This is a genomic window from Saccharopolyspora rhizosphaerae (assembly GCF_003931915.1).
GTDB classification, from domain to species: domain Bacteria; phylum Actinomycetota; class Actinomycetes; order Mycobacteriales; family Pseudonocardiaceae; genus Saccharopolyspora; species Saccharopolyspora rhizosphaerae.
Genome location: NZ_RSAA01000035.1, coordinates 231,222 through 256,681 on the forward strand (window position 1 = coordinate 231,222; position 25,460 = coordinate 256,681).

Here is a 25,460-nt window from a genome sequence, read left to right on the forward strand (position 1 = left end):
CCCCGGACCGGCACCGGGAGGGGCTGGCGCGACCTGGTTCACAGCAGCCGATCACAAGGTGGCCAACAGCTCGCAGACCTGCTCGTGGTCGGCGGGCAGCCGCTCCCGCTGGAACCGGACCTGCCCGCAGTCGCGCAGCGCCGGGTCGCCCGCGAGGCGGTGCTCGATCATCCGGCGGGCCTGCAGGCAACGCCTCCGCAGGTCCGGCGTGCGGGGCGCGAGGACGGCGGCCGTCGCGGCGCGCAGCAGCGCCGTGGTCTCGCCCGCGTCGAAGACGGTGCGCAGCACGTCGGCGATGAGGACCATCGCGACCATCGGCGGGTAGCCAGGGCCGGAGGCGCCCAGCACCACGGTGATCAGCGCGTAGTCCTCGTCGGCCGTCGATCCCCGGGCGCGGGCCTGCCGGTAGACCTCGTGCAGCCGGGTGCGCAGGTAGTCGACGGTGTTCAGGCCGGTCAGCGGGTCCTCGACCTCACGCCGCACGACCATGCCGCTGACCGCGTCGGCCCAGCCCAGCGCCGTGGTCCGGATCAGCGGCGCGGGCACCGCGTCCGGGTCGGCCGAGACGAGGCCGTCGGAGGCCGCGCCGGACACGGCGTGCAGCGCAGCCAGGTCGTGCAGGGTGCCGGCCAGCCCCACTCCCGATTCGGCGCGCGAGGCCCCCAGTTCGGCCAGCGCCTCCGACGGGTCCTCCCCCGCCACCACCGCCGCGCACACCCCGTCCACCGCCGCCACCTCCCAGTCACCGGGAAACGGCCAACCGGCTGCCAGGCTCGCCGTCCGCCAGCGCGACCGCAGCGATCGCTGCAGGGTCCGCGCATCGCACCTCAGTGGCCAGTCCCGCATGCTCAACGTCCCTCCCCAATGGGCCTGTCGTGAGGGAGACGGAGCACGCGGTCGCCCATGACGGTGGACTGGCTGGCCTTGCCAATACGATTCGGATCACAATGATCGTCGGCGTCCGGTGATCTCCGCCGACCACAGCCGACAGCAGGACCGACGAGGACATGCCCCCTGCGGGGAGGAAGGTGCGGCGTGGCGACTGTCCCGGCAGAAGTCCAGGACCCCAGCGACGGTGAACTGCTGGAGGAGGTCCGCGGCGGCTCGTCCGAGGCGTACGCGTTGCTCTACGAGCGGCACGTGGCCGCGGCGTACACCATGGCGCGCCAGGTCGCGAAGTCCGCGGCCGAGGCCGACGACCTCGTCTCCGAGGCGTTCGCCAAGGTCCTCGACGCGCTGCGCGAAGGGCGCGGACCGACCTCCGCGTTCCGCGCCTACCTGCTGACCGCGCTGCGGCACTGCGCTTACGACCGGACGCGGCGCGAGCGCAAGGTCCAGCTGGCCGACGACGTCGCCGAGGTCTCGGGTGCCGACGTCAGCGTGCCGTTCACCGACACCGCCGTCGACGGCTTGGAGCGCACGCTCGCCGCGCAGGCGTTCTCACGGTTGCCGGAGCGCTGGCAGACCGTCCTGTGGCACATCGAGATCGAGGGGCAGACGCCCGCGGCGGTCGCGCCGCTGCTGGGCCTGACGCCCAACGGCGTGTCGGCCCTGGCCTACCGCGCGCGGGAAGGGCTCCGGCAGGCGTACCTGCAGGTGCACCTCGGACAGCTGGAGGCGGCCGGGTCCGGTGTGGAGCAGTGCCGGGCGGCCGTGGACCGGCTGGGGGCGTGGACCCGCGGTGGGCTGTCCAAGCGGGAGACCGCGCAGGTCGCGACGCACCTGGACACCTGCGACCGGTGCCGGGCGCTGGCCGCCGAGCTCGCCGACGTCAACGGTGCGCTGCGCGTCATCATCGCCCCGCTGGTCCTGGGGGCCACCGCCACCGGTTACCTCGCGACCGCGTCCACCGGCGCCACCGCGGGGGCGGCCGTGGCCGGAGGCGCGTCGGGTGGCGCGGGAGCCGCCGGGGACGCGGCGACCTCCGGGCCTCGCCAGGCGGTGACCGCCGGTGTGGCCTCCGCCGTGCTCGCCGCCGCGATCGCGGTGGCCATGACCTCGGGGGCGGACCGGTCGATCCCGGTCGCGCAGGAACCGACCCCGCCACCCGCAGCGCCCGCGCCCGTGCCCGCACCCGCCCCTGCGCCGGCACCCGCGCCTCCGCCCGCTCCTCCGGCAGCACCGGGTGCGGCCGTGCCACCCTCGGCGCCTGCACCCGCCCCGGCACCGCCCGCGGCACCCGCTCCGGCCCCAGCTCCCGCACCCGCGCCACCACCGCCCGCGCTGACGCCGTCGCTGAACGCCAGCGGCCCGGCGGAGCCGTTGCAGCTGGTCGCCGGGGGTGCGCCGGTGCCGGTGCCGATCCGGGTCACCAACAGCGGGACCGGCCCTTCGGTGCCGGTCACCTCGACGGTGGCGCTGCCGCCGGGGGTCACCGCGCAGCTGCCGGGCGCGGCGTCCGGCCCGGCGAGCTCGGCACCGCAGCCCGCGTCGACCGCGCCCGCCTCGGCCTCGTCGCGGTCGCTGCGCACGCAGGCCACCGACGCTCCGGTGGTCCGCTGCAGCGGTCAGACCGGGACCCTCACCTGCACCACCGACCGGGGTCTGAACCCCGGCGAGTCGATGGTGTTCGACTACCTCGTGCGAGCCGACGGGTCGGCGACCAGCGGGGAGATCGCGGTGAACATCAGCGCCGGCACCGAGGTCGAGCTGCGGCTGCCGGCCGTGCCGGTGATCGTCCAGCCCGCACCGGAACCCGAACCACCGGCACCGCCGAAGCCGGTCGACCGCGTCGACCTCCACGCGTGGGCCTGGGACCACCCGTGGTTCGACACCAGCCGGATCGCGATCGGCGTGCGCAACACCGGCACCAGCACCGGTCGCGCTGAGGCCGTCGCCGCTCTTCCCGAAGGCACCGAGGTCGAGTTCGTGCCCGCCGGGTGCACCGCGAACGGTGCCACCGTGACGTGCGCCGACGAGCTGGCTCCGCGGGAGGGCTTCTACCGCGAGCTGTGGGTCTCCACCGAGCGCCACCACCCGGGCCCGTGGAGGCCGACGCCCGAGCCCGGCGTGGTGTCCGTGGACGGCCGCCGCCAGCACGACGTGCTGGTGCCGATCACCGCGCGGCTCGGTGAGGCGATCGACCGGCAGGAAGTGCCGCTGCGCCTGTGGTTCCCGTGGTGGCCGCCGCAGCCGCCGCGGCCGACCCCACCACCGACGACCCCACCGACCACGAGCACGACGACGTCGACGACGAGCCAGCGGCCGGACTGCCCGCCGTGGTCGCCGCCAGGACACACCAGCGAGCCGCCACATCCGCCCGGCCACGAGCACGGCCGGCCGTGGGAGCACTGCGGCCCGCCCTCGCACGAGCATCCGCTGCCGCCGCCGGAGCCGTCGCCGACGACCGTCCCGCCGGCGCCCACGACCACGCCGCCACCGTCCACGACGTCGAGCCCGACACCGAGCTCGCCGCCCGCGACGTCGTCGGCGCCGCCGCCGTCCACGACGACGCCGAGACCGAGCACGACCGCACCTCCGACCACGAGCACCCCACCGACCACGAGCCGGACCTCCACGCCGCCCACCACGACGGCCCCGCCCACGACGACGACGTCGGGCACCACGAGCTCAGGCTGAGCGGAACGGGACCGCGTGATCGCCCTGGTGATCGCCGCGGTCCCGGACCGTCGGGCCCGGGAGGAGCCGGAGAAGTGAGACGGTCGACTCCGGTCCCGGCCCGAACGGCCTTCACCACTCCGTAGACTCGGGGCCGTGTCCGTCGTCGATTCGGTGCTCGAGCGGGTCCCGCAGGCCTACCGAGCTCTCGCCTTGCGGCACCGCGAGCTGATCAAGTTCGGTGTCGTCGGCGCGATCACCTTCTTCATCGACACGGGCATCTTCTACGCGCTGAAGCTGACCATCCTCTCGCCCAAGCCCGTGACCTCGAAGGTCATCGCGGTCCTGGTGGCGACCCTGGTGTCCTACGTGCTGAACCGGGAGTGGTCGTTCCGCACCCGCGGCGGCCACCGCACCCACCACGAGGCGACGCTGTACTTCATCATCAGCGGCATCGGTGTGGGCCTGTACTCAGCGCCGCTGTGGGTCTCGCGCTACGTCCTGCACCTGCAGACCCCGTTCACCAGCAGGCTCGTCGAGGAGGTCGCGGACTTCACCGCGGGCCAGATCGTCGGTCTGCTGCTGGGCATGGCCTTCCGCTGGTGGGCCTTCCGCAAGTGGGTCTTCCCCACCGACCACGAGGACGACGAGAGCACCCGCGAAGGCGCGCTGGCCCGCTGAACCTCAGCGCGGCGTGGGCTCCGGCTTCCACGGCAGGCCCAGCACGTCGTCGGCGCGGGCGACGCGGAGGAACACCTCGAACATCGCCGGCCGGGCCTGGCTGAGCTCCAGGCGTCCGCCGTCGGCCTCCACCAGGGCCCTGGCCAGCGCCAGGCCGACGCCCGTGGAGCCGTGACCGGAGAAGCCGCGCTCGAAGACGTGCGGGACCAGCGCGTCCGGCACGCCCGCGCCGGAGTCGGCGACCTCGATGAGCACGGTCCCGGCGCCGTGCCGGGCGGTGAGCGTGACCGGGCCTTCGCCGTGCCGCAGCGCGTTGTCCAGCAGCACCCCGATGGCCTCCCGCAGCCGGGCCGGAGTCGCCCGGGCCAGGAGCTCGTCGGCGATCTTGAGCCGCAGGGTGCGGCCTTCGGCGCGCAGCAGTTCGCGCCACTCGTCCGCGACCTGGTTGAGCAGGTTGGTCACGTCCAGCGGTTCGGCGTCGCGGGCGCGCGCGGCGGTCGCCGCGGCCAGCAGGTCGTCGAGCACGGCCGAGAGCCGTTCCGCCTGCTCCAGGGCCGCCCGGGCCTCCTCCGCGACGTCCTGGTCCTCGGCGTCGGCGAGCGCTTCCAACCGCAGGTGCAGGGCGGTCAGGCGGCTGCGGAGCTGGTGCGAGACGTCCCCCACGAGCTCGCGTTCCCGCTGCACCAGCTGGGACAGCGCCGCGCCGGAGGCGTCCAGCGCGTCGGCGACCCGGTCCAGCTCGGGCACCTCGTGACGTTGCGGGTCCGGGCGGAAGTCGCCGGCCCCCAGCCGGGCGGCGCGGGCGGCGACGTGGCGGAGCGGGTCGGCGAGCCGTCGCGCGGTCACCGAGGCGACGATCATGCCGGTCCCCGCGGACACCACCACCAGCATCAGCACCAGACCGGCGACCTGGAACTGCTGGGTGCGCACCGGGGTGCTCGGTGAAGCGATGGTGACCGTGCCGCTCTGCACCATCGGCACGCTCTGCACGAGCGGGTCTTCGCCCGGGTCGGGCCCGTAGACGTAGTCGTGGGACTGGGTGCGCACGACCAGCCGCGCCCCCTCGGGGACCGCCAGCCGGACCGCGTTGAGGTCGATCGGGCGCTGGTTGGCGACCTGCTCGTCGAGGAGCGTGGCGATCTGCTGCGCGCGCGTCGACAGGTCCGCCGCCGTCAGGTCCTGGACGAGCTTGAGCGCGCTGAAGCCCAGCGGGAGGCCCAGCACGACCGCGGTCACGGCCACCGCGAGCAGGGTGGACTGCAGGATCCGGCGACGCATCGACGACTAGTCCGAGTTGAAGCGGAACCCGACACCGCGGACGGTGGCGATGCGGGTCTCGTCGAGGCGGCCGTTGCTGTCGCTGAGCTTCCGGCGCAGCCACGAGATGTGCATGTCGAGGGTCTTGCTGCCCTTGCGGTCGGACTCCGGCCAGACCTCCTCGAGGATCTCCTCGCGGGTCACCACCTGCCCGGCGTGCTGCATGAGCACCCGCAGCAGCTCGTACTCCTTGTTGGCCAGCTGGACCTCGTTCTCGTTGACCAGGACCCGCCGGGCGGTGAGGTCCAGGCGCACGCCGGAGGCCTCCAGCGTCTCCGGCGCGCCGCGGCGCAGCAGGGCGCGGATGCGGGCCATCAGCTCGGCGAGGCGGAACGGCTTGGCGACGTAGTCGTCGGCGCCGGCGTCGAGGCCGACCACGAAGTCGACCTCGTCGGTGCGCGCGGTGAGCATCAGCACGGGCAGCCCGCGGCCCTGCGCCCGCAGCCTGCGGCACACCTCCAGCCCGTCCATCTCCGGCAGCCCGAGGTCGAGGACGAGCAGGTCAACCCCTCCCTCGGAGGCGGTGCGCAGCGTCGTTGACCCGTCCTCGATCACCTTCACCGCATAGCCCTCGCGTTGCAGCGCCCGGGACAGCGGCACAGCGATGGCCGGATCATCTTCTGCCAGCAACACCACGCTCACGCCTCCCAGACTAGATGGCCGGTGTGATCCACTCCGGCGCGTGGGCCGCGGCCGGACAGCACCGCCGAGCTGCTACCGCCCTCGGCCGCCCGTCGCGCGGCACGGTTTAGGGTTTCCGCCGTGACCACCAGCGATCTCGACCTCGCCCAGCAGCTGGCCGACGTGGCCGACTCGATCACCACGGCGCGCTTCCGCGCCCGCGACCTCGGCGTCGACCGCAAGCCCGACCGCACCCCGGTGACCGACGCCGACCTGGCGGTCGAGGACGCGGTGCGCGAGGTGATCGCCGAGCACCGGCCCGATGACGTCGTCGCCGGTGAGGAGCGCGGCGGCACCGCAGGCGAGGGCCGGACGTGGGTGCTGGACCCGATCGACGGCACGAAGAACTTCCTGCGCGGGGTGCCCGCGTGGGCGTCGCTGATCGCGCTCGTCGACGGGCAGCGCCCGGTGGTCGGCGTGATCAGCGCTCCGGCGCTCAGCAAGCGCTGGTGGGCGGCGTCCGGTGAGGGCGCCTGGTGCCGGACCCGTCAGGGGGAGCCGGAGCGGATCGCGGTGTCCGGCGTCCGCGACACCGCCGACGCCTACGTCTCGACCACGCACCTGGGCACCTGGGTGGAGCACCACTCGCGGGAGTCCTACCTGCGCCTGGTCGACGCCTGCTGGGAGAACCGGGCGTTCGGCGACTTCTGGCAGCACTGCCTGGTCGCCGAGGGCGCCATCGACATCGCGGCCGAGCCGATCGTCAACCCGTGGGACGTGGCGGCGGCGCAGGTCCTGGTGGAGGAGGCCGGCGGCAAGTTCACCGACCTCTCCGGCCACCCTCGCTACGACGGCGGCAACGCCCTCTCCACCAACGGACACCTGCACGAGAAGGCCCTCCACCTCCTCGATCGCTGAACCTGTGCGGTGGTTGCCCTGCTGAGCAGTGCCAGGAGCGGAACCTGGGCGCTTCCGTGGACTCCGTGCGCCGCTCCTTGAGTGTTCGCTCGAACACTCAAGGAGCGTCACGGCGTACTCGCCAGGAAGGCGCTCAGAACCCGCGGCGGCGCCAGCGCCGAAGGTGCGGGAAGAGGACGGCACCGCCACGCAGGGCGATTCTTCACCCGCCCCTAAGCCGACTGCTCTGGCTGGCGGCTGAGCAGCCGGGCGTAGCCGACTCCTGCGGTGAGCAGGATGAGGCCGGCGCAGAGGAAGGCGATCACGCGGGCGAAGCCGTCCAGCGTGGACAGGTCGAACAGCAGCAGCTTCGCCAGGGACACGGCCGTGAGCACCAGGCCGCCGATGCGCAGGTGCCGGACGCGGACGCCGCGCAGCAGCAGGGCGATCGCGAAGACCACCCAGCACAGGGTGATCAGGATGTGCCCGGCCAGGAACGCGCTGCGGGTGTCGCTGACCAGCAGGCACGCGGCCATCGTGGCGCTGGCCGTCCCGTAGAGCAGCGCCACCGCGGCCGCGGCCCACAGCACCAGCGACTTCGGCAGGCTGCCGAGCTTCCCGACGCGCACGCCGGCGGTCGGCAGGGCGACCGCGACGACGGCGATCAGCAGGCCCGCGACCAGCCCGGCGACCCCGGTCCCGTCGTCGAACCACAGCAACGCGTCGATCGGGACCTCGTTGCCCAGGGCCAGGAGGAAGCCGAACACCGCGTAGCAGGTGGCCCCGAGCAGCACCCCGCCGCGCCGCAGCAGGTATCCGGCGATGGTCAGCAGCAGCGCCTCGCAGAGCAGGCCGGTCGCCCAGCTGGAGACGTCCAGCGCGGTGACGGTCGCTTGCCCGGAGGCGACCACGGCCATGGCGCCGACGGCGGCCAGGAAACGGCTGGGCAGCCAGTCGCTGAAGGCCGGCAGGTAGCGGCCGACGGCCCAGATCGCGGCCAGCAGCAACGCCATCCCGGCACCGGTGGCGGTCGCCTCGGCGCGTTCCAGCAGCATCGGCCCGGCCAGGAACGCCGGGGTCGGCGAGGCGACGAGCAGGCCGATGGCGGTGCGTTCGGCGGCGGGCCGGAACCCGGCCGTGGTGGCGGCGATGACGATGCCCAGCACCGCTGCCGCCAGGATCGCGGGCACCAGCACGGGGTTCGGGTAGACCAGGTCCCAGAAGGCACCGACGAACGCGGCGAGCACGGTGGGGATGCCCGCTGCGAGGGCGAGTCCGCCCCAGCCCCGGCGCACCTGCACGGGTGCGGCGGCGACCTGCAGCAGCACGACGAAGCCGATCAGCTGCGCGCCGGCCCCCCAAGCGATCACGGGAGCGCAGATCGCGGAGGCGAGGACCACGCCGACCGCCAGCGGCTGCGCCTCCCAGCGGTCCGCGAGCAGAAGTCCGCCGATCGCGACGACCAGCCCGACACCGAGACCGGCCGGGACGGGGAGGTAGTCGTAGAGCGCGGTCGCGGCGACGACGTCGAGGAACAGCGCGGCGAAACCGGTGGTGGCCAAGGAGATCGAGGCCACGCGTTGTTCGGCCGCCTTGCGGTGCACCCACCAGCCGGCGGCGATGAGCAACGCGGCCAGGGCCGCTCCGCCCGCGACGCGCCCGGCGGGGCCGAGCCAGTCCTGCTGGACGGCCAGGACCAGCAGGAACACCACGCCGAGCAAGGTCACCCCGCCACCGACCCAGGCCAGCACGCGGCTCGGTTCGAGGTCCGCGCGGAACCGCCGCTTCGGCTTCGCCGAGGGCGGTGACGGCGGCGCGGGCACCGGCTCGGCGGAGGGCTGGACGGGCTCGCTCGGAGCTTCCGGCTCCTGCTGCGAGCGGTTCGCGGCCTCGGTCTGCAGCACGCTGCCCAGGTACGACAGGCGCTGCCCGATCGCGGTCAACTCACCTGCGACTAGCTGGAGGGTGTCTCCCTGGTGCGGTTGCGACATGCCGGTCATGGTCCCTGTCGCACGCGTGCGCGACATCAGTAGCACTACTCAGATGCCCACGTGAGTACTCAGCCCCGCAGTCTGAGCAGTGTCGAGGATGCGACGAGACCGCTTCTTGAGGTGGGGACCTCAACCAGCCCCACCGCCGCAGGTTCGAGGCGGCTCGCGGCGGCAGCCGCCTCTTCAAGTGTGGGACTCAGCCGTCACCGCCGCAGGTTCTGAGCGGCTTCGTGGAGAGTACGCCGCGACGCCGTGTGCTGGCGCACATCAGGAGCGGAGCGGAGCCACGGAGCCGCTGGGCTCTCCCGTTCCGGAGGTTCTGCCACCCGCACCGCCACGCACAGCACGAACAGGATCACCTGGGAAGTTGAGTGCCGTGGGGTGGCGTGCTGGTGACATCTACTGGGCCTACCACGCCGCGGAGCGCTTGGGTCCAGGTGAGCCTGCCGAACAGGTAGAAGCAGGCGACCTGCTCATCGCTGAAGCAGGCCCAGTCGTAGCGGTTGCCCTGCTCGCGCCAGAAGACCTCCCACGCCGGGCCGTTCTCGGACTCCACGCGCAGCAGGCACCAGGCGTCGTCGGCTTCGGCACCGACGGAGATCAGCTCTTCCGGGACGCCCATCGCGACCAGCCAGCCGAGCACCGATTCGCTGTTCACCCCGTGCTCCCCTGCCGCTCTTCTCGTTCGTCCGGTGGTCGTTCGCCGTCGGTGGTGCCGGTGAGGACCAGGCGCACCGTGGAGGCCTCGGACTGCCGTCTGGTCCTGGTCAGCTCCACCAGGTAGCCGAGCCCGACGAGGTCGTGGGCGGAGCAGGTGGCCCGGTACCGGGTACCGCCACCGGGCTGCTCGAACCAGGGCGCGGCCACCGACCGCCACACCGGCAGCGGACGCAGCAACCGGTACCGCCGGTAGTCGCGCTCGGCGTGATCGGGCGGCAGCGAGCGGTGCGCGAACGGTGTCGCCGCCGCGCAGAACCACCGTCCGTGGCCGGTGCCGAGGTGGTCGACGACGGTGTCCGGCTCCAGCACGACGGGCTCGCCGGGTTCGAACCCGCCTTCCGGGCACTCCTGCGGCCAGCGGTGGTCCGGCCCGGCGTCCCGGTTCTCGTAGCGCCGCTCCCACTCGTGCTCGCTGAGCTCGCCGAGGGGGTCGTACCGGGCGATCAGGTCGTCCGGGATGCGTTCGCGCTCGGCGCGTTCGTCGCGGGAGCGCAACGCGTCCTCGTACACCGCGGCGGACCGGGCGCGGCGCACCGCGTCGGTGTCGTCGACCAGGTCGGAGCGCGGGTGGTCCTGCGGCGGGAAGTTCAGCCCCTCGCGGGTTTCCGCGGGTTCCTGCTGGGGCAGCTGGCGGCTGGCCTGGTCGGCGGCCACCGGGATGTAGCCGATCGGGAACTGGTGCAGCACGAAGGCCACCACGTCGGCGTTGCGCGGGCCGTGGCGGAGCGGTCGCTGCTGCGGTTCCGGTGCCGCCGGGTTCGGCTGGGCCTGTGGCGGCAGCGGACGCAGCGCACCGCGCTGCACGTTCCCCGCGGGCGGCGGGTTCGGCGGTCGGTTCTGGGTGGGCTGCCCCTGCTGGGCCTGCCCCTGCTGGGGCGGTGGTCCGGGGACGACCGGTCCCCGACCGGGTGCGGCCGGTCGTGCCGGTGCGCCGGGCTGCTGCGGCGGTGGCGCAGCGGGCCCTCCCACGGCGTAACCGCCCGGCTGTGGCGGCGGGGGCGGAGCGGCGGCGAAACCCGCTGCTGGAGGCGGCGGCGGTGCACCGGGTTGGTGCCCGGCCCACGCGGTGTGCGCGGCGTGCGGCGCGGTGCTGGGCGCGTCGTCCGGCCGGCCGCCGGGACCGATCACCGGGATCGGGCCCGTGCCCGCGTCCCCGGGATCCGCTACCCATCCCGGGCTCGCCTGTTCGGCGGACGCACCGAACCCGCCTTCCGGCACGGCTTCGCGGAGGGTGTCCTGCGCACCCTCGGCACCTCCGACTGCTCCCACGGCACGTTCCGCATCGTCGACCACGCTGACATCACCGGCACCCGCCGCGTCCACTGAGGACTCGACGGTGCCCGTTCCGGTCCCCAGCGTATGGCCTGCGGTGGCGCCGACGTCCGGGAGAGCGCCGGAGGTGGCCTGGGCCACCTCCCGGGCACCGCCGTCGAGCGCGGTGGACAAGGTTTCGTGCACCCGCGCCACGGCGGCCGCAGCGCCGCTGAGCACCGGCTCGAGAATGGCCAGCGCCTGCGGGTGTCCGGCGGCGGCCGCCTGCTCGGCGGCGTCGGTCTGCTGCGCCAGCGAGACGAGTTCGCGCACGAGTTCCACCTTGGCGGCGCCGATCTGCTCGGCCGCGTGGTCCAGCCGGTCGGCGGCGTCCCGGCACTGCCGGGCGGCGGTGGGCAGGAGCCCGCCGTCGGCGGCGAGGTCGTCCCACCGGCTGCTCGCGGCCTGGGCGGCCTCGCCGTCGAAGGAGGTGAGCGCACCCTGCGCTGTCGCGTCGGCGCTGCGGGTGAGGGAATCGAGACCTTGCGCGGCTTCGCGCCAGGCCGCGGCGGCTTCGCGCATCCGGTCTTCGTCCGCGGCGGGCCAGCGGGCTCCGGCGCGGGCGGCGACGTCGCGGAGTTCAGCGGGGAGTTCGAGGCCCACGAGATCGCTCACCCCTCTCCGGCGAGTCGGCGGAGCGCGTCGGCGCCGGCGGTGTCGGCCCGCCGGGTCGTGTCGGCCGCAGCGGCGAGGTCCTCGCCGAACCCCCGCAGCTCGCCGGGCAGCCGTCCGAGCGCGGCCAGCGCCTCGTCGGCCTGCGGCCGGTGGGTCGCGGCGAAGCGGGTGCCGAACTCGTCGTCACCCCAGCAGGCGCCGGTGTCCTCGACGGCTCGCCGGAGGGCGTCGGCGATGCGCTGCGCGTGCACGGCCACGTCGTCGAACTCGCCGGCGCGCTGCGCCAGCCGCTCGACGTCACTGCGGAATCCGCCCATGGTCACGTCCGTCCCGCCGGGCCCTGCTGCAGCCAGTCGACGTCCGAGAGGTCCTCGTCGACCGCGTCGTCGACGAGCCGTGGTTCGTCACGCGGCAGCGGTTCCGGCAGCGGCCCCACGAGGTTCGCGGGGTCGGTGCCCGCGGGCAGCACGTCGGCGAGCACGGCCGCGGTGCGTTCCGCCGCGGTGCGGGCGGCCTCGCTGCTGAGCCGGACGATGGTGGCGGCGAGCTCGGCGGGACGCATCCGCCGTTCCACGTCGTCGGCGAGGACGAGCTCGCGCAGCGCGCCCTGCGGGCCGACGACGACCCGCACGCGCCCGTCGTCGCTGCTCGCGGTTCCGGTGATGGCGGAGAGCTCACGTCGGGTGCCGGACAGGCGTTCCCGGCTCCGCCGGTGGTCGGCCACCAGTTCCTCCACCTGGGACCTGTGGTCGGTTGCCACTGCCGCTCCCTCCCCGTCGCGGGCGGTCAACGCCCCGATGGTTCCACGCGGCGGCGCGCTTTTCACCGGTCTGGCGCGGGCTCTCGGCCGGGAACCCCCGGTCGGCGCAGCGACCACGTGCACCTCGCACCCCTCGTCGAGCCCGGAACCTGCGAGGATGGCGGCATGGCCACCATCGCGTACGAGGACCTGACGCCGGGGCGGACCTTCGACCTGGGGAAGACCGAGGTCGATCGCGAGGAGATGCTGGCGTTCAACGCCCGCTTCGACCCGCAGCCGTTCCACCTCGACGAGGAGGCGGGTCGCAACTCGGTGTTGGGCGGGTTGTGCGCGTCCGGTTGGTTCACGGCGTCGCTGTGGATGCGGGCCTACGTCGACCACGTGCTGGCCGACTCGACCTCGCAGGGTTCGCCCGGCGGCAACGAGCTGGCGTGGTTGGCGCCGGTGTTCCCGGGTGACGTGCTGCGGTTCGGCATGGAGGTCACCGGTCAACGCCCCTCCCGCAGCAAACCGGGCCTGGGCCTGGTGGAGATCACCGGCACCGCCGACCGCGAGGGCGACCGGGTCCTGCGCTTCAGCTTCGTCGGGTTGTTCGCGACGCGCGAGCAGCGGTGACCGCGGAGCGGTCACGCCGTGTCGCGCCGCGGGTTCTCGACCCGCAGCCCCGCGGTCACCGCAGCGTGGACCGCGCGTGCCAGCGACCCTCCGATCGTCGACCGGGGTCCGCCGTAGGGCTCGGCGGGACCGTCGGGCGGGCAGAGCAGCGCTGTCGCGTCGGTGACCGTTCCGGTGCCCCGGACGCCGGATTCCGCCAGGGCTTGAGCTTTGGCCTCGGCGATGGTGGCGACCGCGTTGACCAGCGCGGCGTCGCTCAGCCGCACCGGTGACCAGCAGACGGCGTTGATCGTGCCCGGCGCCCACGCCTCGGCCTCGGCGGGGGCCGCGGCCCAGACGGGCGCGTTGGCGCCGGTGGTGACGCTGGCCAGCACACCACCGTCGGTCGCGGTGACCTCGTGCCGCACGTCCACCGCGGTGAGCAGGCCGATCCCCGCGCCGCTCAGCCCGAGCCCGGTGGCCATCTCCCCGGTGTGGGCATCGGGGTCGGGGTGGTCGTAGTCGGTCTCCACGGTCGCGTTGAACACCCAGTCGCGCAGGCCGATGCCGCCGCCTCGGGGCGCCGAGGCGATCGCCAGCCACGGCTGCTCACACCGCCAGACCAGCACCGGCCGGTCCTGCACGGTGTGCAGGACCGGGGTCGGTGCGGTCACGAGCCCAGTGCCTTGACGACCGCCGACGGGCTGGGCCGGCCGAGCTGTTCGGCCATCCACGTGCTGGTCGCGACCAGGGCCTCGAGGTCGACGCCGTGCTCGATGCCGAGGCCTTCGAGCATCCACACGAGGTCTTCGGTGGCGAGGTTGCCGGTCGCGGACCCGGCGTAGGGGCAGCCACCCAGCCCACCCGCGGAGGAGTCCACCGTGGACACCCCGTGGCGGAGCGCGGTCCAGGTGTTGGCCAGCGCCTGGCCGTAGGTGTCGTGGAAGTGCACCGCCAGCCGGCCGACGTCCACCCCGGCCACGCGGAAGGCGCGCAGCAGGGCCTCGACGTGCCCCGGCGTGGCGACCCCGATGGTGTCGCCGAGCGAGAGCTGGAAGCAGCCCATCTCCAGCAGGCGCTTGCCCGCGGTCACGACCTGCTCGACCGGGACCGGCCCCTCCCAGGGGTCGCCGAAGCACATCGACAGGTACCCGCGCACGGCGATGCCCTCGCCGACCGCCCGCGAGACGACCGGGTCGAACATCGCGAACTGCGAGTCGAGTCCGCTGTTGAGGTTGCGCTGGGCGAAGGTCTCGGTCGCCGAGGCGAAGATCGCGATGTCGCGGACCTGCGCGTCCAGCGCCCGCTCCAGGCCGCGCTCGTTGGGCACCAGCACCGGGTACCGCGCACCGGGGGCCGGATCGAGCCCAGCCAGCAGTTCGGTGGCGTCGGCCAGCTGCGGGACCCACTTCGGGTGCACGAAGCTGGTCGCCTCCAGGACCACCAGACCGGCGTCGGCCAGCCGGCGCAGGAACTCCAGCTTCACCTCGAGCGGAACGACCTCGGACTCGTTCTGCAGGCCGTCGCGGGCGCCGACCTCCCAGATCGTCACCTGGTCGGGCAGTCCCGCCGGTTCCGGTGAGGCGACCCGCATCGGCAGGCCCACTTCGCGTGCTCCCATTCAGCCCTCCTGCGCCCGGTGTTCTGAACCATCGCCCACCTCACGGTGGAGCAGCGTCTGCACCTGCTCGACCTGGGGGATGTCGTCGAATTCCAACGGCTCGTCCGACGCCGACTCCACCACCAAGGTGCCGCAGCCGAACACGCGGTCCACCAGACCGCGCCGGAAGCGCACCGAGTTGATCCGCCACATCGGGATGTCGATGCCCGACCTGGTGAACACGCCCTCGCGGACCATCAGCCGGTTCGTGGTGATCACGAAGTGCGTGGTGCGCCAGCGGGCCAGCGGGGCGAGCGTGAACCAGGCGATCAGGCCCAGCCCCACCACGCCCAGCGCGATCCACACCGTCACCCGCCAGGGCGTGGCGGCCACCAGGGCCGCCAGGTAGGAGAAGCCGCCGACCACGACGAACAGCACCAGGACCGGCCCGAGCAGCATCTTCCAGTGCGGGTGCTTGTGCACGACGACGTTCTCGCCCTCGTGCAGCAGGCCGTCCGGGTAGGCCACGGTTCCCCTTCCCTCAGGCTCGGTGCCGGTCCGGGAATCACGTTACCGGCCGCGCCCGAGCGCGGAGCGCGTTCAGCTCGGCCGCACGTGCACGACGTCGCCCGCCGAGACGGCGGTTGTCCGCCCGGTGTCGTCGCGGACCACGAGCCGGCCGCCGGGGTCGACGTCCTCGGCCACCCCGTGCAGGTCGGGCTCCCCCTCGCCGAGCTCGACCCGCACCCGCTTCCCGAGGGTCCGGCACAGCCGGCGGTAGCGGTCGAGCAACCCGGTGCTCACCACGTCCCCACCGGCGTCCCGCCAGCGGCCTTCGACCTCGGCGAGCGCTTCGAGCAGGGCCGCGGCGAACTCGTCGCGGTCCACGTCGGCACCTTCGGCCGCCAGCGAGGTGGCGGGCAGGCCGCCCGCGCCCGCGGGCAGTTCGTCGCGGTGCTGCCGGACGTTGACGCCCATGCCCAGCACCAGCGCCATCCCGTCGGGTCCGGCGACCGCCTCACAGAGGATCCCCGCGCCCTTGAGCCAGTCGTCGCCGGAGCCGAGCAGCAGGTCGTTGGGCCACTTCAGGCCTGCGGGCACGCCCGTGGTGCCTTCGACGGTCTCGGCGAGGGCGATCCCGGAGATCAGCGGCATCCACGCCATCGCCGACGGCGGGACGTCGGGCCGCAGCAGGACGCTGACGAACAGCCCGGAGCCGCGCGGCGAGAGCCACTGCCGCTGCAACCGGCCGCGTCCGGCGTTCTGCTCCTCGGCGATGAGCACCGTCCGGTCGGCGCCGCCTGCGCTCGCGGCCGCGGCCAGGTCGGAGTTGGTGGAACCGGTCACCGCGACCACGTCCAGGGCCGCGTAGGGACCTCGGTCGACCAGCTGTCGGCGCAACCGGCCCTCGTCGAGCAGAACCTCGGTACTCACCCGTCCAGCCTATGCGTGGTGGCCGCGCGCGCTGCCATAGCATCGGGCGCGTGCGCTTCGTGCTTGCTTCCGCCTCGCCCGCCCGGCTGTCCGTGCTGCGTTCGGCCGGGGTCGACCCGCTGGTGAAGGTGTCCGGTGTCGACGAGGACGCGGTGACCGCGTCGCTGACCGACCCCGCTCCCGCCGAGCTGGTCACCGCGCTGGCGCAGGCCAAAGCCGAGGCGGTCGCCCGGGAGCTCGAGGAGCCCGACGCGGTGGTCGTCGGCTGCGACTCGATGCTGCTCAAGGCCGACGGCGAGATCGTCGGCAAGCCAGGGACCCCGGAGGTGGCCGCCAAGCGCTGGACGCAGAACGCGGGGACCAGCGCCGAACTGCTGACCGGTCACGCGATCATCGTGGTGCGCGGGGGTGAGATCGCCGATCGCGCCGCGGACCACCTGAGCACCACGGTCCGCTTCGGCTCGCCGAGCGAGGCGGAGGTCGACGCCTACGTCGCCACCGGCGAACCGCTGCACGTCGCAGGCGGTTTCACGTTGGAGGGCTTCGGCGGGTGGTTCGTCGAGGGCGTCGACGGGGACCCGTCCAGCGTCCTGGGCATCAGCCTCCCCCTCACCCGCAAGCTCCTCTCGAACCTGGGCCTGAGCATCACCGACCTCTGGAACCGGCCCTCCACGACCTCCTGAGGGAGCGGCGCACCCCGATGCCGACGTCCGGGTGAACGTCGGCACATTGTCGCCACCTCCGGGATGTGATCGCTCGATCGGGTGGTTTATTGACATCGCTATGGGTGCCCTGCAGCGGTGGTTGCTGACCTCGCGCCTGCACGTCGATCTCCGACGGCAGGCCAGCTGCGCATGTCGTTGATCCCCTCCGGCCGGAGCTGACGCTCCACTCCGCCGAGACGCCGCGCGCTCACCCGCGCCTCCCGTCGCACCTCCCCTCGACCTCAGGAGATCCCCGTGCCCACCACCGCTGCGCGATCGCGCTTGCGCTTCAACCCGAAGCTGTTCGCGATCGCCGTGCTCGCCTCGCTCGTGCTCGGTGCCCTGCTCGGCTGGGTGGCGAAGCAGACCGGCGCCGACTGGCTGGTCACCGCCCTGGACACCGTCGGCTCGACGTTCACCAAGCTGCTCAGCTTCACCGTGCTGCCGCTGATCTTCACCGCGATCGTGGTGGGCATCACCAGCCTCCGCGCGCTCGGTGGCGGCCGCACCGCCGCCCGCCTGGGCGGCAAGACAGCGCTGTGGTTCGCCCTGACCTCGCTGATCGCCGTGGTGATCGGGCTCGTGGTCGGCAACCTGTTCCAGCCCGGGCGCGGCCTGGTCATCGAGCCCGACCCGGAGAAGCTGCAGGCCATCGGCCAGAAGACGGAGGGGTCCTGGCTGGACCTGCTCAACGGCCTGGTCCCGGAGAACTTGATCAGCGCCTTCGCCGAGGGCGAGACGCTGCAGGTGGTGTTCGTCTCGCTGATCGTCGGCGCGGCCACCTACAGCCTCGGCGACCGGGCCGCACCGTTCGTCGCGTTCAACAAGGCCGCCTTCGAGGTGATCCAGCGCGTGCTGGGCTGGATCGTCCGGCTCGCCCCGCTGGGCACCCTCGGCCTGGTCGGCAACGCCGTGGCCACCTACGGCAACGAGTTCTTCCTCCCGCTGGCGAAGCTCATCGGCTCGACCTACGTCGCCTGCCTGCTGGTGCTCTTCGCCGTCTACCCGCTGCTGCTGGCGCTGGTGGCCAAGGTGAGCCCCGCGCGCTTCTTCAGCAAGGCCTGGACGGTCCTGCAGTTCGCGTTCGTCTCCCGGTCCTCGGGCGCGACGCTGCCGATGACCCGCCAGGCGGCGGAGAACCTGGGCGTCCCGCCCTCCTACGCCAGCTTCGCGGTCCCGCTGGCCAGCACCACGAAGATGGACGGGTGCGCGGCGATCTACCCGGCGGTGGGCTCGCTGTTCATCGCGAACCTCTTCGGCATCCAGCTCGGCCCGGTGCAGTACCTGACGATCATCGCGGTCGCGGTCTTCGGTGCCATCGCCACCGCGGGGGTGACCGGCTGGTTCACGATGCTCACGCTGACCGCTGGCGCGCTGGGCTTCCCGCCCGAGGTGGTGGCCACCGGCATCGCGATCGCCTACGCGGTCGACCCGATCATGGACATGGTCCGCACCGCCACGAACGTCGCCGGCCAGATCGTGGTCCCGGTCGTGGTGGCGCGCAGCGAAGACGTCCTCGACGACGAGGTGCTGGCCGCGCCCAGCGCCCCGCCGCTGCTGGAAGGCCGCGCCACGGCGACGGCCTGAGCCCGCAGCACTCGGACAGGTGACGTCACCTCCGTAGGATGGAGGCGTGGACAGCGGTCGGCGGGGACGGGACCTGCGCATCGGTGACCCCGAGCGCGAGCAGGCCATGCGGTTGCTCGGCGAGCACTTCTCGGCCGGGCGGCTGGAGCTGGCCGAGTACGACGAGCGGTGCCGGTCGGCCGCGGCCGCGCGCTTCGGTTCCGAGCTCGACGAGCTCTTCGAGGACCTGCCCGAACCCCGGCCGAGCCGCGAGCTGAGCCCGGCCGCTCGGCGCGGTGCGCCACCCGCCGGACGGATCGCGATCGCGGTCGGCGCAGCGGCCGTGCTGGTCGCGCTCGTGCTGGTCGCGCGCCAGTTCGGCCTCATCCTGCTCATCCCCACGCTGGTGATCTTCTGGTTCGCTTGGCGACGCGGGTGACGACTTACCGTCACCGGCGACCACGTGCCGTTACGGTGAGGTCCATGCACAGCTCGTGTTCCCCCGGGGTGCGACGCCTCGGCGCGGTGCTCGGTCTCGGCGCGCTCGCCCTCACCGGGTGCGGCCTCTGGCAGTCGGCGCCCACCGCAGACACCGCGCCGCCCCCGCCACCACCTCCGGCACCCACCACCAGCGCGCCGACCTCCCCACCGCCGCGGCCGTTCGACATCGGGCTGGATGGCGTCGACCCCTGCACGTTGCTCACCCCCGACCAGCGCTACCAGCTCGGTTTCGACCGCGAACCGCTGCCCGACTCCGACGCCGGTTTCGGCAACGCCGCCACCTGCAGCTACCGCAACACCACGGCGAAGGTCGGCGCTCGGCTGGCGCTGATCACCACCGAGGGCATGCGGGTGTGGACGGACGACACCGCGCAGGTCGAAGCGACGCCGATCGTGGTGCACGGCTTCCCGGCCCTGGTGATCAAGACGCCGGGGCTGGACCTCTCGTGCAACGTCGCGGTCGACGTGTCCGAGGGCCAGCACCTCGACGTGCTCTACCGCGACGACGGCGGGCAACCGCCGCCTCCGGTCGAACAGCTCTGCCAAGGGGCGCAACGGGTGGCCGAGGAGTCCGTCCGCACGCTGGCCGCCCCGCCTGCCTCGACCTCCAGCACCAAGCCGCCCACGCAGCTGCCGTCGGACTCCACACCCTGAGCCTCGAGCACCGTCCGCGTGCGGAGGGCTCCCCAGCGTGATCGATCGCCGCTAGGGTGTCCGGCGGACGTTTCATCTGGGGTCGCCTCGATCGACGGCCCCTGCCTGTGGGAGGGGACGACGTGCCGCTGACCGATCCGCACGGCGCGGGCTCCGGTGGTTCGATGCAGGTCGAACCGACCGCGATCCCGCGCCTGGTCAACTCGCTGCAGGAATCCCTGGACGCGGTCGGCCTGCAGATCGAGCACGCCATCACCGAACTCCGGATCCGCCCGTGGGCCGGTGACCCGGTCAGCGCGGACGCCGCCGAGCAGTTCAACGAGCGCTCCGTCGGCGGCGGCGAGGACGCCCTGACCGCCCTGTGCGGCTACCGCGACCAGCTGCAGGCCGCGGCCGAAGCGCTGCAGAAGGCCGGTCGCGAGTACGAGCAGATCGACCAGGACAACGCGGCCGGCCTGGGCGGGGGTTGCTGATCGATGGGCGACCACCGATGGCAGGGCTACCGGCACGCCGAGCTCCACGCGCAGATCAACGAAGGTCCCGGTGCCCACGCCTCGACCGACAGCGTGCGCCGCTGGAGCGAGCTGACCCGCGCGCTCGGTGAGATCGACGGCGGTTTGGCCGCTGCGACCGCCGCCGCCCGCAGCGGCTGGCGGGGCGAAGCCGCCGACAGCGCGCACGCGGGAGTGCGGCCGCTGGGTGAGTGGGCGGTGCTGGCGCAGCAGGCGAGCGAGGTGATGCGGGAGCGCGCCGAGCAGCAGGCCGAGCACATCAGCAAGGCCCGCCGGGACATGCCGCCGCCGGTGCAGGTGACCAGCGAGGACCCGGGCACCGCGGTGGCGGCGCTGGCGCACCTGTTCGGCGGGCAGACCGACTACGAGGTGCAGGAGGCGCGGCAGCACGCCGCCGAGCAGCGCGCTTTCGACGTGATGCGCAACTACGAGGCAGCCACGCAGGCCACCACCACGTCGCTGGCCTCGTTCGCGCCACCCCCGCAGGTCGTGGTGGACGCCCCGGCCTCGGGTGCGTCCGGGACCGCGGGCGGATCGCCGAAGGTGACGATCAGCTGGGGCCCGGCGGTGGCGCCCGGCCCGGTCGTCGGCGGTTCTTCCAGCAACCGCGGGAGGACCGCGCGCGGTGCCGGTCCCGCCACCCGCAGCGCCGCCGCGCGGTCGTCCGGCAAGCGCGCCACGGGCCGTCGTGACGAGGCGGTCGACCACCAGGTGACCGAGAAGGTCGGCGACGGCGGGTTCTTCGGCGCACCGCAGACCGGGTCGCGGCCGGTGATCGGCGGCGAACCGGGGTCATGAACACCTCGACGTCCACCGACCGGCGGATCAGCCTGTCGGCGCTGGAGTTCGACGTGCTCGTCGAACACCTCCGGATCGACCACGTCCCGCTGGTGCTCAAGGTCCCCTCACCCGGCCGGACCCACTCCGAACGCGCCGAGCTGGTCGCGTCCGCGTGGCGCCGGCTCTCCCGGCGGGGCCTGGTCAGCGGCGGCGAGCTCGACGAGGGCCTGGACCGCGCGTTGCACCTGATCACCGACCCCGCCCGCGAGGTCGACGGCCGGTGCTGGGCGCAGCGCAGCGTCCGTGTGCTGGCCGCGGCCGAGAAGGGCGGCGAGCACGCCGTTCTCGCCGTCAAGGACGAGGACGTGCTGACGTTCTCACCCGCTTCGGCGTCCGGGCTGCCGCGTGCGGCCGTGTCGCCGCTGCCGGACGTGCCCGCCGGTCCGGGCCGGTCGGTGTCGGTGCCCAGCGACGCCCTCGACGCGGCGGCGGAGGAGGTCGGCGAGGCCGTCGAGCGGCTGCCCGCCGCGCTGCAGCGGCGCGGCGTGCGCTCCGACGACGCCGAGGCGCTGGCCGAGATGGTCGCCGGAGCGGCGACCCGAGGCCAGTTCGGCGTCGCGGCGCGCGATCGCCACGGCAGGCGAACGAGGGCCGAGCGCGTGATCGGGTTCTTCGACACCGCGCTCGGCCGCTACGTCCAGTCGCGCACCACGTCGGCGTCCGGGCAGGCGTGGAGCACCATCGCCCCGGTGAACGACCGCAGGCTGATCGGCCGCCTCGACGAACTGCTCGCCGAGGTGGCCGACCGCTGACTCAGACCACCGGTTCGAGCAGGCTCGACCGGGCCTCCGGGGCCGCCGACCGCTCCGCGTCCGCGGCCTGGTCGCTGGGCTGCGTCTGCGAGTTGCGCTCGGCCTCGACCCGCTGGGTGTAGACCTCGACCTCGCGGTTGATGGTCTTCTCGTCCCAGCCGAGCTCGCGAGCCATCAGCCGTGCCACGGCGTCGGCGCAGTCCACGCCCCGGTGCGGGTACTCGATGGAGATCCGGGTGCGGCGGGTCAGCACGTCCTCGAGGTGCAGCGCCCCTTCGTGGCTGCAGGCGTAGGCGATCTCGGCCTGCAGGTAGTTCGGCGCGGCCGGGACCGGCTTGAGCAGCTCCGGACGCTCGTCCGCCGCGTCGAGCACCGCGTGGATCTCCGAGCCGTAGCGGTCCAGCAGGTGCCGGATCCGGTAGGGGTGCACGCCGTGCGCGCTCGCCAGCTGATCAGCCTGGTTGACCAGCGCGTGGTAGCCGTCCGCACCGAGGAGCGGTACCTGGTCGGTGATCGAGGAGGCCATCCTGCCGGGGATGTCGGGCGCCACGGCGTCGACCGCGTCGGCCGCCATGACCCGGTAGGTCGTGTACTTGCCACCGGCGATGGCCACCAGCCCCGGCGCCACCCGCGCGACCGCGTGCTCGCGGGAGAGCTTGGAGGTCTCCTCGCTCTCCCCCGCCAGCAGCGGCCGGAGCCCTGCGTAGACGCCCTCGATGTCGTCGTGCGTGAGCGGGGTCGCCAGCACCGAGTTGACGTGTTCGAGCAGGTAGTCGATGTCGGCCTTGGTCGCTGACGGGTGCGCGAGGTCCAGGTGCCAGTCGGTGTCGGTGGTGCCGATGATCCAGTGGTTGCCCCACGGGATGACGAACAGCACCGACTTCTCGGTGCGCAGGATCATGCCGATCTCGGCAACGATCCGGTCGCGCGGGACGACGATGTGCACGCCCTTGCTGGACCGGACCCGGAACCGCCCGCGACCACCGGAGAGCTTCTGCAGCTCGTCGGTCCACACACCGGTCGCGTTGATCACCGCGTGCGCCCGGACCTCGACCTCCTCGCCGGTCTCGACGTCGCGCACCTTCACCCCGGCGACCCGGTCGGCCTCCCGCAGGAAACCGGTGACCTGCGCCGAGGTCATCACCCTCGCCCCGTAGCGGGCAGCGGTGCGGGCGACGGTCATGGTGTGCCGGGCGTCGTCCGCCTGCGCGTCGTAGTAGCGGATGCCGCCGATCATCGCGCTGCGCTTGAGCGCGGGAACCATGCGCAGCGCGCCGGCGCGGCTGAGGTGCTTCTGCCCGGGAACCGAGCGAGCACCGCCCATCGTGTCGTACATCGCCAGGCCGGCCGCCGTGTAGGGACGCTCCCAGAACCGCTTGGTCAGCGGGTACAGGAACGGCACCGGCTTGACCAGATGCGGAGCGATGCGGGTGAGCATGAGCTCGCGTTCCCGCAGGGCTTCGCGCACCAGGGAGAACTCCAGCTGCTCCAGGTAGCGCAGTCCACCGTGGAAGAGCTTGCTGGAACGGCTGGACGTCCCGGCAGCCAGGTCGCGGGCCTCCACCAGCGCCACCCGCAGTCCCCGGGTGGCCGCGTCCAGCGCCGCGCCGGCACCGGTGACCCCGCCGCCGATCACGACGACGTCGAACTCCTCGTCCGCCAGGCGTTTCCAGTTCTCGGCCCGTTCACCGGGTCCCAACGTGCCCTGCAGCCGGTTCCCGGTCTCGGTCTTGTCCTTGGACACCGCGTCCTCCTACTTCGAATCGCGTCCCACCGTTGTGAACCCACCGCCGACGCGGAACCGGACCTGCGCTCAGGTGGCGCACCTCGGTGGTCATCATGCCTGACCTGCACTGCTCCCGCCCGCCGCAGCGCGTGCCGTTGCGGGGGCCTGTTCGACGAGCGCGCCTCGTTCGCGCAGCACTCGGACCTGGTCCTCGGGTGTCTTCGAATCCACGATGACGATGTCGAAGTCCTCGACCGGGGCGACCGCGTGCAGCGCGCGCCGCTGGAACTTCGTGTGGTCAACGTAGAGCACGGTGCGCTGGGCGGCGGCCAACATCGCCTTCTTGATCTGCACCATCTCCTGCTGCGGGTAGCACCCGACGCCGTCGGTCACCGCCGAGACCGACATGATCGCGAGGTCGACGCGCAGGTTGCGCAGCGAATCCAGCGCCATGCCACCGACGAACGCGTCGGCCCACGGCAAGTAGTCGCCTCCGATGCAGATGAGGCTGATCCCGGGGGCGGCGGCCAGTTCGTCGAAAACGCCGCGGTGGTTGGTGACCACGGTCAGGGGCGCGCGTTCGGGCAGCAGCCTCGCCAGGTGCACACCGGTCGTGGAGTCGTCGAGCACCACCGCCTGGCCGGGCTCGATGAGTTCGGCGGCGGCGCGGGCGAGCTCTTCCTTCTCCTCCTGGTTCTGCTGCAACCGGTATTCGGACGCGGCCTCGTAGAGCAGCGACGAGGCCGCCGAGACGTTGCCCCGGTTGCGGTGCACCAGCCCTTGGGACTCCAGGTCGGCGAGGTCCCGGTACACGGTCATGGCGCTGGCGCCGATGGTCGCGACCAGGTCGTCGATGCGCAGCGTGCCCTCCGCCATCACCAGCTCGGTGATCTTGCGGCGCCGGTCCTGCTGCTTGCTGGACGGTCTCCGGCCGGACATGCGCGTGCTCCTGCCTCCCGGGGGTGGGGCTCCGTGCCGCCCTCACCGCACGTTCACCGTACATCTCGATAAAAACACCATCTCGACGGGTCCGCAACGCTTCTTTTCACACATGAGTTGTGATTAAGGTGTTGATCGGTAGCTCGGGATCGGACGTCGATCCCGGCGTGCCGGACACCGGTGTCCTCACGTCCCGGAGTGCGGCATCCGGGACCACCACCGCTCCCCCTACCTCCGGCCGAGCGTCGGGATTAGGCGGTACAGACGAATGCGCTGCGCACGACTGGCGGCACGCATGGACACGTGTTGCCATGCGGCAGTACCGTCCCGACTCGCTCCACGTCGGACAGACAGCGAACGCCCGCCTGTGCCAACGGCGGCATCACGAGGGGAACGGGAGAATGACCAGTCTTGGCGAGGTATTCCTCTGGGAGCTGCTCGGGACGGCAATACTCACGTTGATGGGTTGCGGCGTCGTCGCCAACGTGAGTCTGAGCAAGAGCCTCGGAGTTGGCGGCGGCTGGCTGCTGGTGAACTTCGGCTGGGGCTTCGCGGTCTTCGCCGGCGCCAGCATCGCCGAACCCTCAGGGGCGCACATCAACCCGGCGATCACGTTCGGACTGGCGATCACCGGTGACGTCAGCTGGGGCCAGGTCCCGGTCTACATCCTCGCGCAGATCATCGGTGCCGTCCTGGGCGCGGTCCTGTGCTGGGCGGCCTACAAGTTGCAGTTCGACACGACCGAAGCCCCGGCCGACACGCGCGGCATCTTCTGCACCGGCCCGACCGTGCCGAACGCTCCGTGGAACCTGGTCACCGAGATCATCGGCACCTTCGTGCTGGTCCTGTGGATCATCACCAACCCGCCGGCCAGCCCCGGCGACACCCCGGGAGTGCCGGACTTCGGCAACGCCGCCCTCGGGTACGCCGCCGTCGCCTTCATCGTGATCGGCATCGGCAACTCGCTCGGCGGGCCGACCGGGTACGCCATCAACCCGGCTCGTGACCTGGGACCGCGCATCGCCTACGCGATCCTGCCCATCCGCGGCAAGGGTTCTCCGGAGTGGGGATATTCGTGGGTGCCGATCGCCGGCCCGATCATCGGGGGTGTGCTGGCGGGCCTGCTCGCCCTCGCCCTGCCCATCAGCAGCTGAACCAAGGAAGGTT

Annotated in this window: 27 protein-coding genes; 13 read left to right on the forward strand and 14 right to left on the reverse strand. The window is 72.9% G+C overall.

What is annotated here, in order from left to right; genetic code table 11:
- Positions 1-51: 51 nt before the first annotated feature.
- Positions 52-726: a hypothetical protein gene (locus tag EIL87_RS26920; RefSeq protein WP_158628689.1), complete on the reverse strand. Its 675-nt coding sequence runs from the start codon at positions 724-726 to the stop codon at positions 52-54.
- A gap of 309 nt (positions 727-1,035) precedes the next feature.
- Here EIL87_RS26920 and EIL87_RS24000 point away from each other — a divergent pair, with 309 nt between their 5' ends.
- Together EIL87_RS24000 and EIL87_RS24005 are read left to right on the forward strand one after the other, a co-directional pair.
- Positions 1,036-3,579, forward strand: a complete 2,544-nt coding sequence (locus EIL87_RS24000) for a sigma-70 family RNA polymerase sigma factor (protein WP_125092853.1) — start codon at positions 1,036-1,038, stop codon at positions 3,577-3,579.
- A 135-nt stretch (positions 3,580-3,714) separates the two neighbouring features.
- On the forward strand, positions 3,715-4,239 hold the full coding sequence (locus tag EIL87_RS24005) for a GtrA family protein (protein WP_125092854.1): 525 nt from the start codon (positions 3,715-3,717) through the stop codon (positions 4,237-4,239).
- Between the two features lie 3 nt (positions 4,240-4,242).
- Here the strand turns inward: EIL87_RS24005 and EIL87_RS24010 are convergent, their stop codons facing one another.
- Together EIL87_RS24010 and EIL87_RS24015 are read right to left on the reverse strand one after the other, a co-directional pair.
- The gene (locus EIL87_RS24010) at positions 4,243-5,517 is read right to left on the reverse strand and encodes an ATP-binding protein (protein ID WP_125092855.1); all 1,275 of its coding nucleotides are present in this window, start codon (positions 5,515-5,517) and stop codon (positions 4,243-4,245) included.
- Between the two features lie 6 nt (positions 5,518-5,523).
- Positions 5,524-6,198, reverse strand: a complete 675-nt coding sequence (locus EIL87_RS24015; protein WP_125092856.1) for a response regulator transcription factor — start codon at positions 6,196-6,198, stop codon at positions 5,524-5,526.
- Between the two features lie 120 nt (positions 6,199-6,318).
- Here EIL87_RS24015 and hisN point away from each other — a divergent pair, with 120 nt between their 5' ends.
- Complete coding sequence (hisN, locus tag EIL87_RS24020) at positions 6,319-7,095, forward strand: histidinol-phosphatase (protein WP_125092857.1); 777 nt, start codon at positions 6,319-6,321, stop codon at positions 7,093-7,095.
- Positions 7,096-7,307: 212 nt separating this feature from the next.
- Here hisN and EIL87_RS24025 read toward each other — a convergent pair whose 3' ends face one another.
- The 5 genes from EIL87_RS24025 to EIL87_RS24045 form a co-directional block, all read right to left on the reverse strand.
- Entirely contained in the window at positions 7,308-9,065 is a 1,758-nt protein-coding gene (locus EIL87_RS24025) for a DUF2339 domain-containing protein (protein WP_125092858.1), read from the reverse strand.
- A gap of 355 nt (positions 9,066-9,420) precedes the next feature.
- Complete coding sequence (locus EIL87_RS24030; RefSeq protein WP_125092859.1) at positions 9,421-9,723, reverse strand: hypothetical protein; 303 nt, start codon at positions 9,721-9,723, stop codon at positions 9,421-9,423.
- Positions 9,720-11,711, reverse strand: coding sequence for a TNT domain-containing protein (locus EIL87_RS24035; RefSeq protein ID WP_125092860.1), 1,992 nt, complete (start codon positions 11,709-11,711; stop codon positions 9,720-9,722). The genes EIL87_RS24030 and EIL87_RS24035 overlap by 4 nt, the downstream gene beginning before the upstream one ends.
- Positions 11,708-12,034: a hypothetical protein gene (locus EIL87_RS24040; protein ID WP_407690571.1), complete on the reverse strand. Its 327-nt coding sequence runs from the start codon at positions 12,032-12,034 to the stop codon at positions 11,708-11,710. Before EIL87_RS24040 ends, EIL87_RS24035 begins: the two co-directional genes overlap by 4 nt.
- Positions 12,031-12,471: a YbaB/EbfC family nucleoid-associated protein gene (locus tag EIL87_RS24045; protein WP_125092862.1), complete on the reverse strand. Its 441-nt coding sequence runs from the start codon at positions 12,469-12,471 to the stop codon at positions 12,031-12,033. Before EIL87_RS24045 ends, EIL87_RS24040 begins: the two co-directional genes overlap by 4 nt.
- A gap of 165 nt (positions 12,472-12,636) precedes the next feature.
- On the opposite strand from EIL87_RS24045, the gene EIL87_RS24050 reads away from it, so the two are divergent.
- A complete protein-coding gene (locus EIL87_RS24050; RefSeq protein WP_125092863.1) occupies positions 12,637-13,086 on the forward strand; it encodes a MaoC family dehydratase in 450 nt (149 codons plus the stop codon).
- A gap of 11 nt (positions 13,087-13,097) precedes the next feature.
- Here the strand turns inward: EIL87_RS24050 and EIL87_RS24055 are convergent, their stop codons facing one another.
- From EIL87_RS24055 to EIL87_RS24070, 4 genes are all read right to left on the reverse strand, one after another.
- Positions 13,098-13,739, reverse strand: coding sequence for an adenosylcobinamide amidohydrolase (locus EIL87_RS24055; protein WP_125092864.1), 642 nt, complete (start codon positions 13,737-13,739; stop codon positions 13,098-13,100).
- Entirely contained in the window at positions 13,736-14,686 is a 951-nt protein-coding gene (locus EIL87_RS24060) for a hydroxymethylglutaryl-CoA lyase (RefSeq protein WP_125092865.1), read from the reverse strand. The genes EIL87_RS24055 and EIL87_RS24060 overlap by 4 nt, the downstream gene beginning before the upstream one ends.
- Positions 14,687-15,193, reverse strand: coding sequence for a PH domain-containing protein (locus EIL87_RS24065; RefSeq protein ID WP_125092866.1), 507 nt, complete (start codon positions 15,191-15,193; stop codon positions 14,687-14,689).
- Between the two features lie 72 nt (positions 15,194-15,265).
- Complete coding sequence (locus tag EIL87_RS24070; protein WP_125092867.1) at positions 15,266-16,099, reverse strand: biotin--[acetyl-CoA-carboxylase] ligase; 834 nt, start codon at positions 16,097-16,099, stop codon at positions 15,266-15,268.
- 50 nt (positions 16,100-16,149) lie between these two features.
- Between EIL87_RS24070 and EIL87_RS24075 the strand changes: the two genes are divergently transcribed.
- The 8 genes from EIL87_RS24075 to EIL87_RS24105 all read left to right on the forward strand — a co-directional run bounded on the left by EIL87_RS24075 (position 16,150) and on the right by EIL87_RS24105 (position 21,628).
- Entirely contained in the window at positions 16,150-16,782 is a 633-nt protein-coding gene (locus EIL87_RS24075) for a Maf family protein (protein WP_125092868.1), read from the forward strand.
- 100 nt (positions 16,783-16,882) lie between these two features.
- Positions 16,883-16,963 carry a putative leader peptide gene (locus tag EIL87_RS27995; protein WP_407690579.1) on the forward strand — a complete coding sequence of 27 codons (81 nt, stop codon included), beginning with the start codon at positions 16,883-16,885 and terminating at the stop codon, positions 16,961-16,963.
- A gap of 89 nt (positions 16,964-17,052) precedes the next feature.
- Positions 17,053-18,390 (forward strand): dicarboxylate/amino acid:cation symporter, encoded by a 1,338-nt coding sequence (locus EIL87_RS24080; protein WP_125092869.1) that lies wholly within the window; start codon positions 17,053-17,055, stop codon positions 18,388-18,390.
- 46 nt (positions 18,391-18,436) lie between these two features.
- Complete coding sequence (locus tag EIL87_RS24085; protein WP_233576543.1) at positions 18,437-18,808, forward strand: DUF1707 SHOCT-like domain-containing protein; 372 nt, start codon at positions 18,437-18,439, stop codon at positions 18,806-18,808.
- Positions 18,809-18,852: 44 nt separating this feature from the next.
- Complete coding sequence (locus EIL87_RS24090; protein ID WP_125092870.1) at positions 18,853-19,524, forward strand: DUF3558 domain-containing protein; 672 nt, start codon at positions 18,853-18,855, stop codon at positions 19,522-19,524.
- Positions 19,525-19,646: 122 nt separating this feature from the next.
- Positions 19,647-19,997, forward strand: a complete 351-nt coding sequence (locus tag EIL87_RS24095) for a hypothetical protein (RefSeq protein WP_233576545.1) — start codon at positions 19,647-19,649, stop codon at positions 19,995-19,997.
- 3 nt (positions 19,998-20,000) lie between these two features.
- Positions 20,001-20,834, forward strand: coding sequence for a PPE domain-containing protein (locus tag EIL87_RS24100; protein ID WP_125092871.1), 834 nt, complete (start codon positions 20,001-20,003; stop codon positions 20,832-20,834).
- Positions 20,831-21,628 carry an ESX secretion-associated protein EspG gene (locus tag EIL87_RS24105; RefSeq protein WP_125092872.1) on the forward strand — a complete coding sequence of 266 codons (798 nt, stop codon included), beginning with the start codon at positions 20,831-20,833 and terminating at the stop codon, positions 21,626-21,628. Before EIL87_RS24100 ends, EIL87_RS24105 begins: the two co-directional genes overlap by 4 nt.
- Position 21,629: 1 nt before the next feature.
- Here the strand turns inward: EIL87_RS24105 and glpD are convergent, their stop codons facing one another.
- Together glpD and EIL87_RS24115 are read right to left on the reverse strand one after the other, a co-directional pair.
- Positions 21,630-23,372, reverse strand: a complete 1,743-nt coding sequence (gene glpD, locus EIL87_RS24110) for a glycerol-3-phosphate dehydrogenase (RefSeq protein WP_125092873.1) — start codon at positions 23,370-23,372, stop codon at positions 21,630-21,632.
- A 93-nt stretch (positions 23,373-23,465) separates the two neighbouring features.
- Entirely contained in the window at positions 23,466-24,293 is an 828-nt protein-coding gene (locus tag EIL87_RS24115; RefSeq protein ID WP_125092874.1) for a DeoR/GlpR family DNA-binding transcription regulator, read from the reverse strand.
- Between the two features lie 401 nt (positions 24,294-24,694).
- On the opposite strand from EIL87_RS24115, the gene EIL87_RS24120 reads away from it, so the two are divergent.
- Complete coding sequence (locus EIL87_RS24120) at positions 24,695-25,447, forward strand: MIP/aquaporin family protein (RefSeq protein ID WP_125092875.1); 753 nt, start codon at positions 24,695-24,697, stop codon at positions 25,445-25,447.
- The last annotated feature ends 13 nt before the right edge of the window (positions 25,448-25,460 follow it).

Bases quoted from the DNA above. Each gene is read 5' to 3' on its own strand.
- EIL87_RS24115 (WP_125092874.1), bottom strand. From the start codon at position 24,293: ATGTCCGGCCGGAGACCGTCCAGCAAGCAGCAGGACCGGCGCCGCAAG.
- EIL87_RS24025 (WP_125092858.1), bottom strand. From the start codon at position 9,065: ATGTCGCAACCGCACCAGGGAGACACCCTCCAGCTAGTCGCAGGTGAG.
- EIL87_RS24120 (WP_125092875.1), top strand. From the start codon at position 24,695: ATGACCAGTCTTGGCGAGGTATTCCTCTGGGAGCTGCTCGGGACGGCA.
- EIL87_RS24010 (WP_125092855.1), bottom strand. From the start codon at position 5,517: ATGCGTCGCCGGATCCTGCAGTCCACCCTGCTCGCGGTGGCCGTGACC.
- EIL87_RS24060 (WP_125092865.1), bottom strand. From the start codon at position 14,686: ATGGGAGCACGCGAAGTGGGCCTGCCGATGCGGGTCGCCTCACCGGAA.
- EIL87_RS24050 (WP_125092863.1), top strand. From the start codon at position 12,637: ATGGCCACCATCGCGTACGAGGACCTGACGCCGGGGCGGACCTTCGAC.
- EIL87_RS27995 (WP_407690579.1), top strand. From the start codon at position 16,883: ATGGGTGCCCTGCAGCGGTGGTTGCTGACCTCGCGCCTGCACGTCGAT.
- EIL87_RS24100 (WP_125092871.1), top strand. From the start codon at position 20,001: ATGGGCGACCACCGATGGCAGGGCTACCGGCACGCCGAGCTCCACGCG.
- EIL87_RS24105 (WP_125092872.1), top strand. From the start codon at position 20,831: ATGAACACCTCGACGTCCACCGACCGGCGGATCAGCCTGTCGGCGCTG.
- EIL87_RS24090 (WP_125092870.1), top strand. From the start codon at position 18,853: ATGCACAGCTCGTGTTCCCCCGGGGTGCGACGCCTCGGCGCGGTGCTC.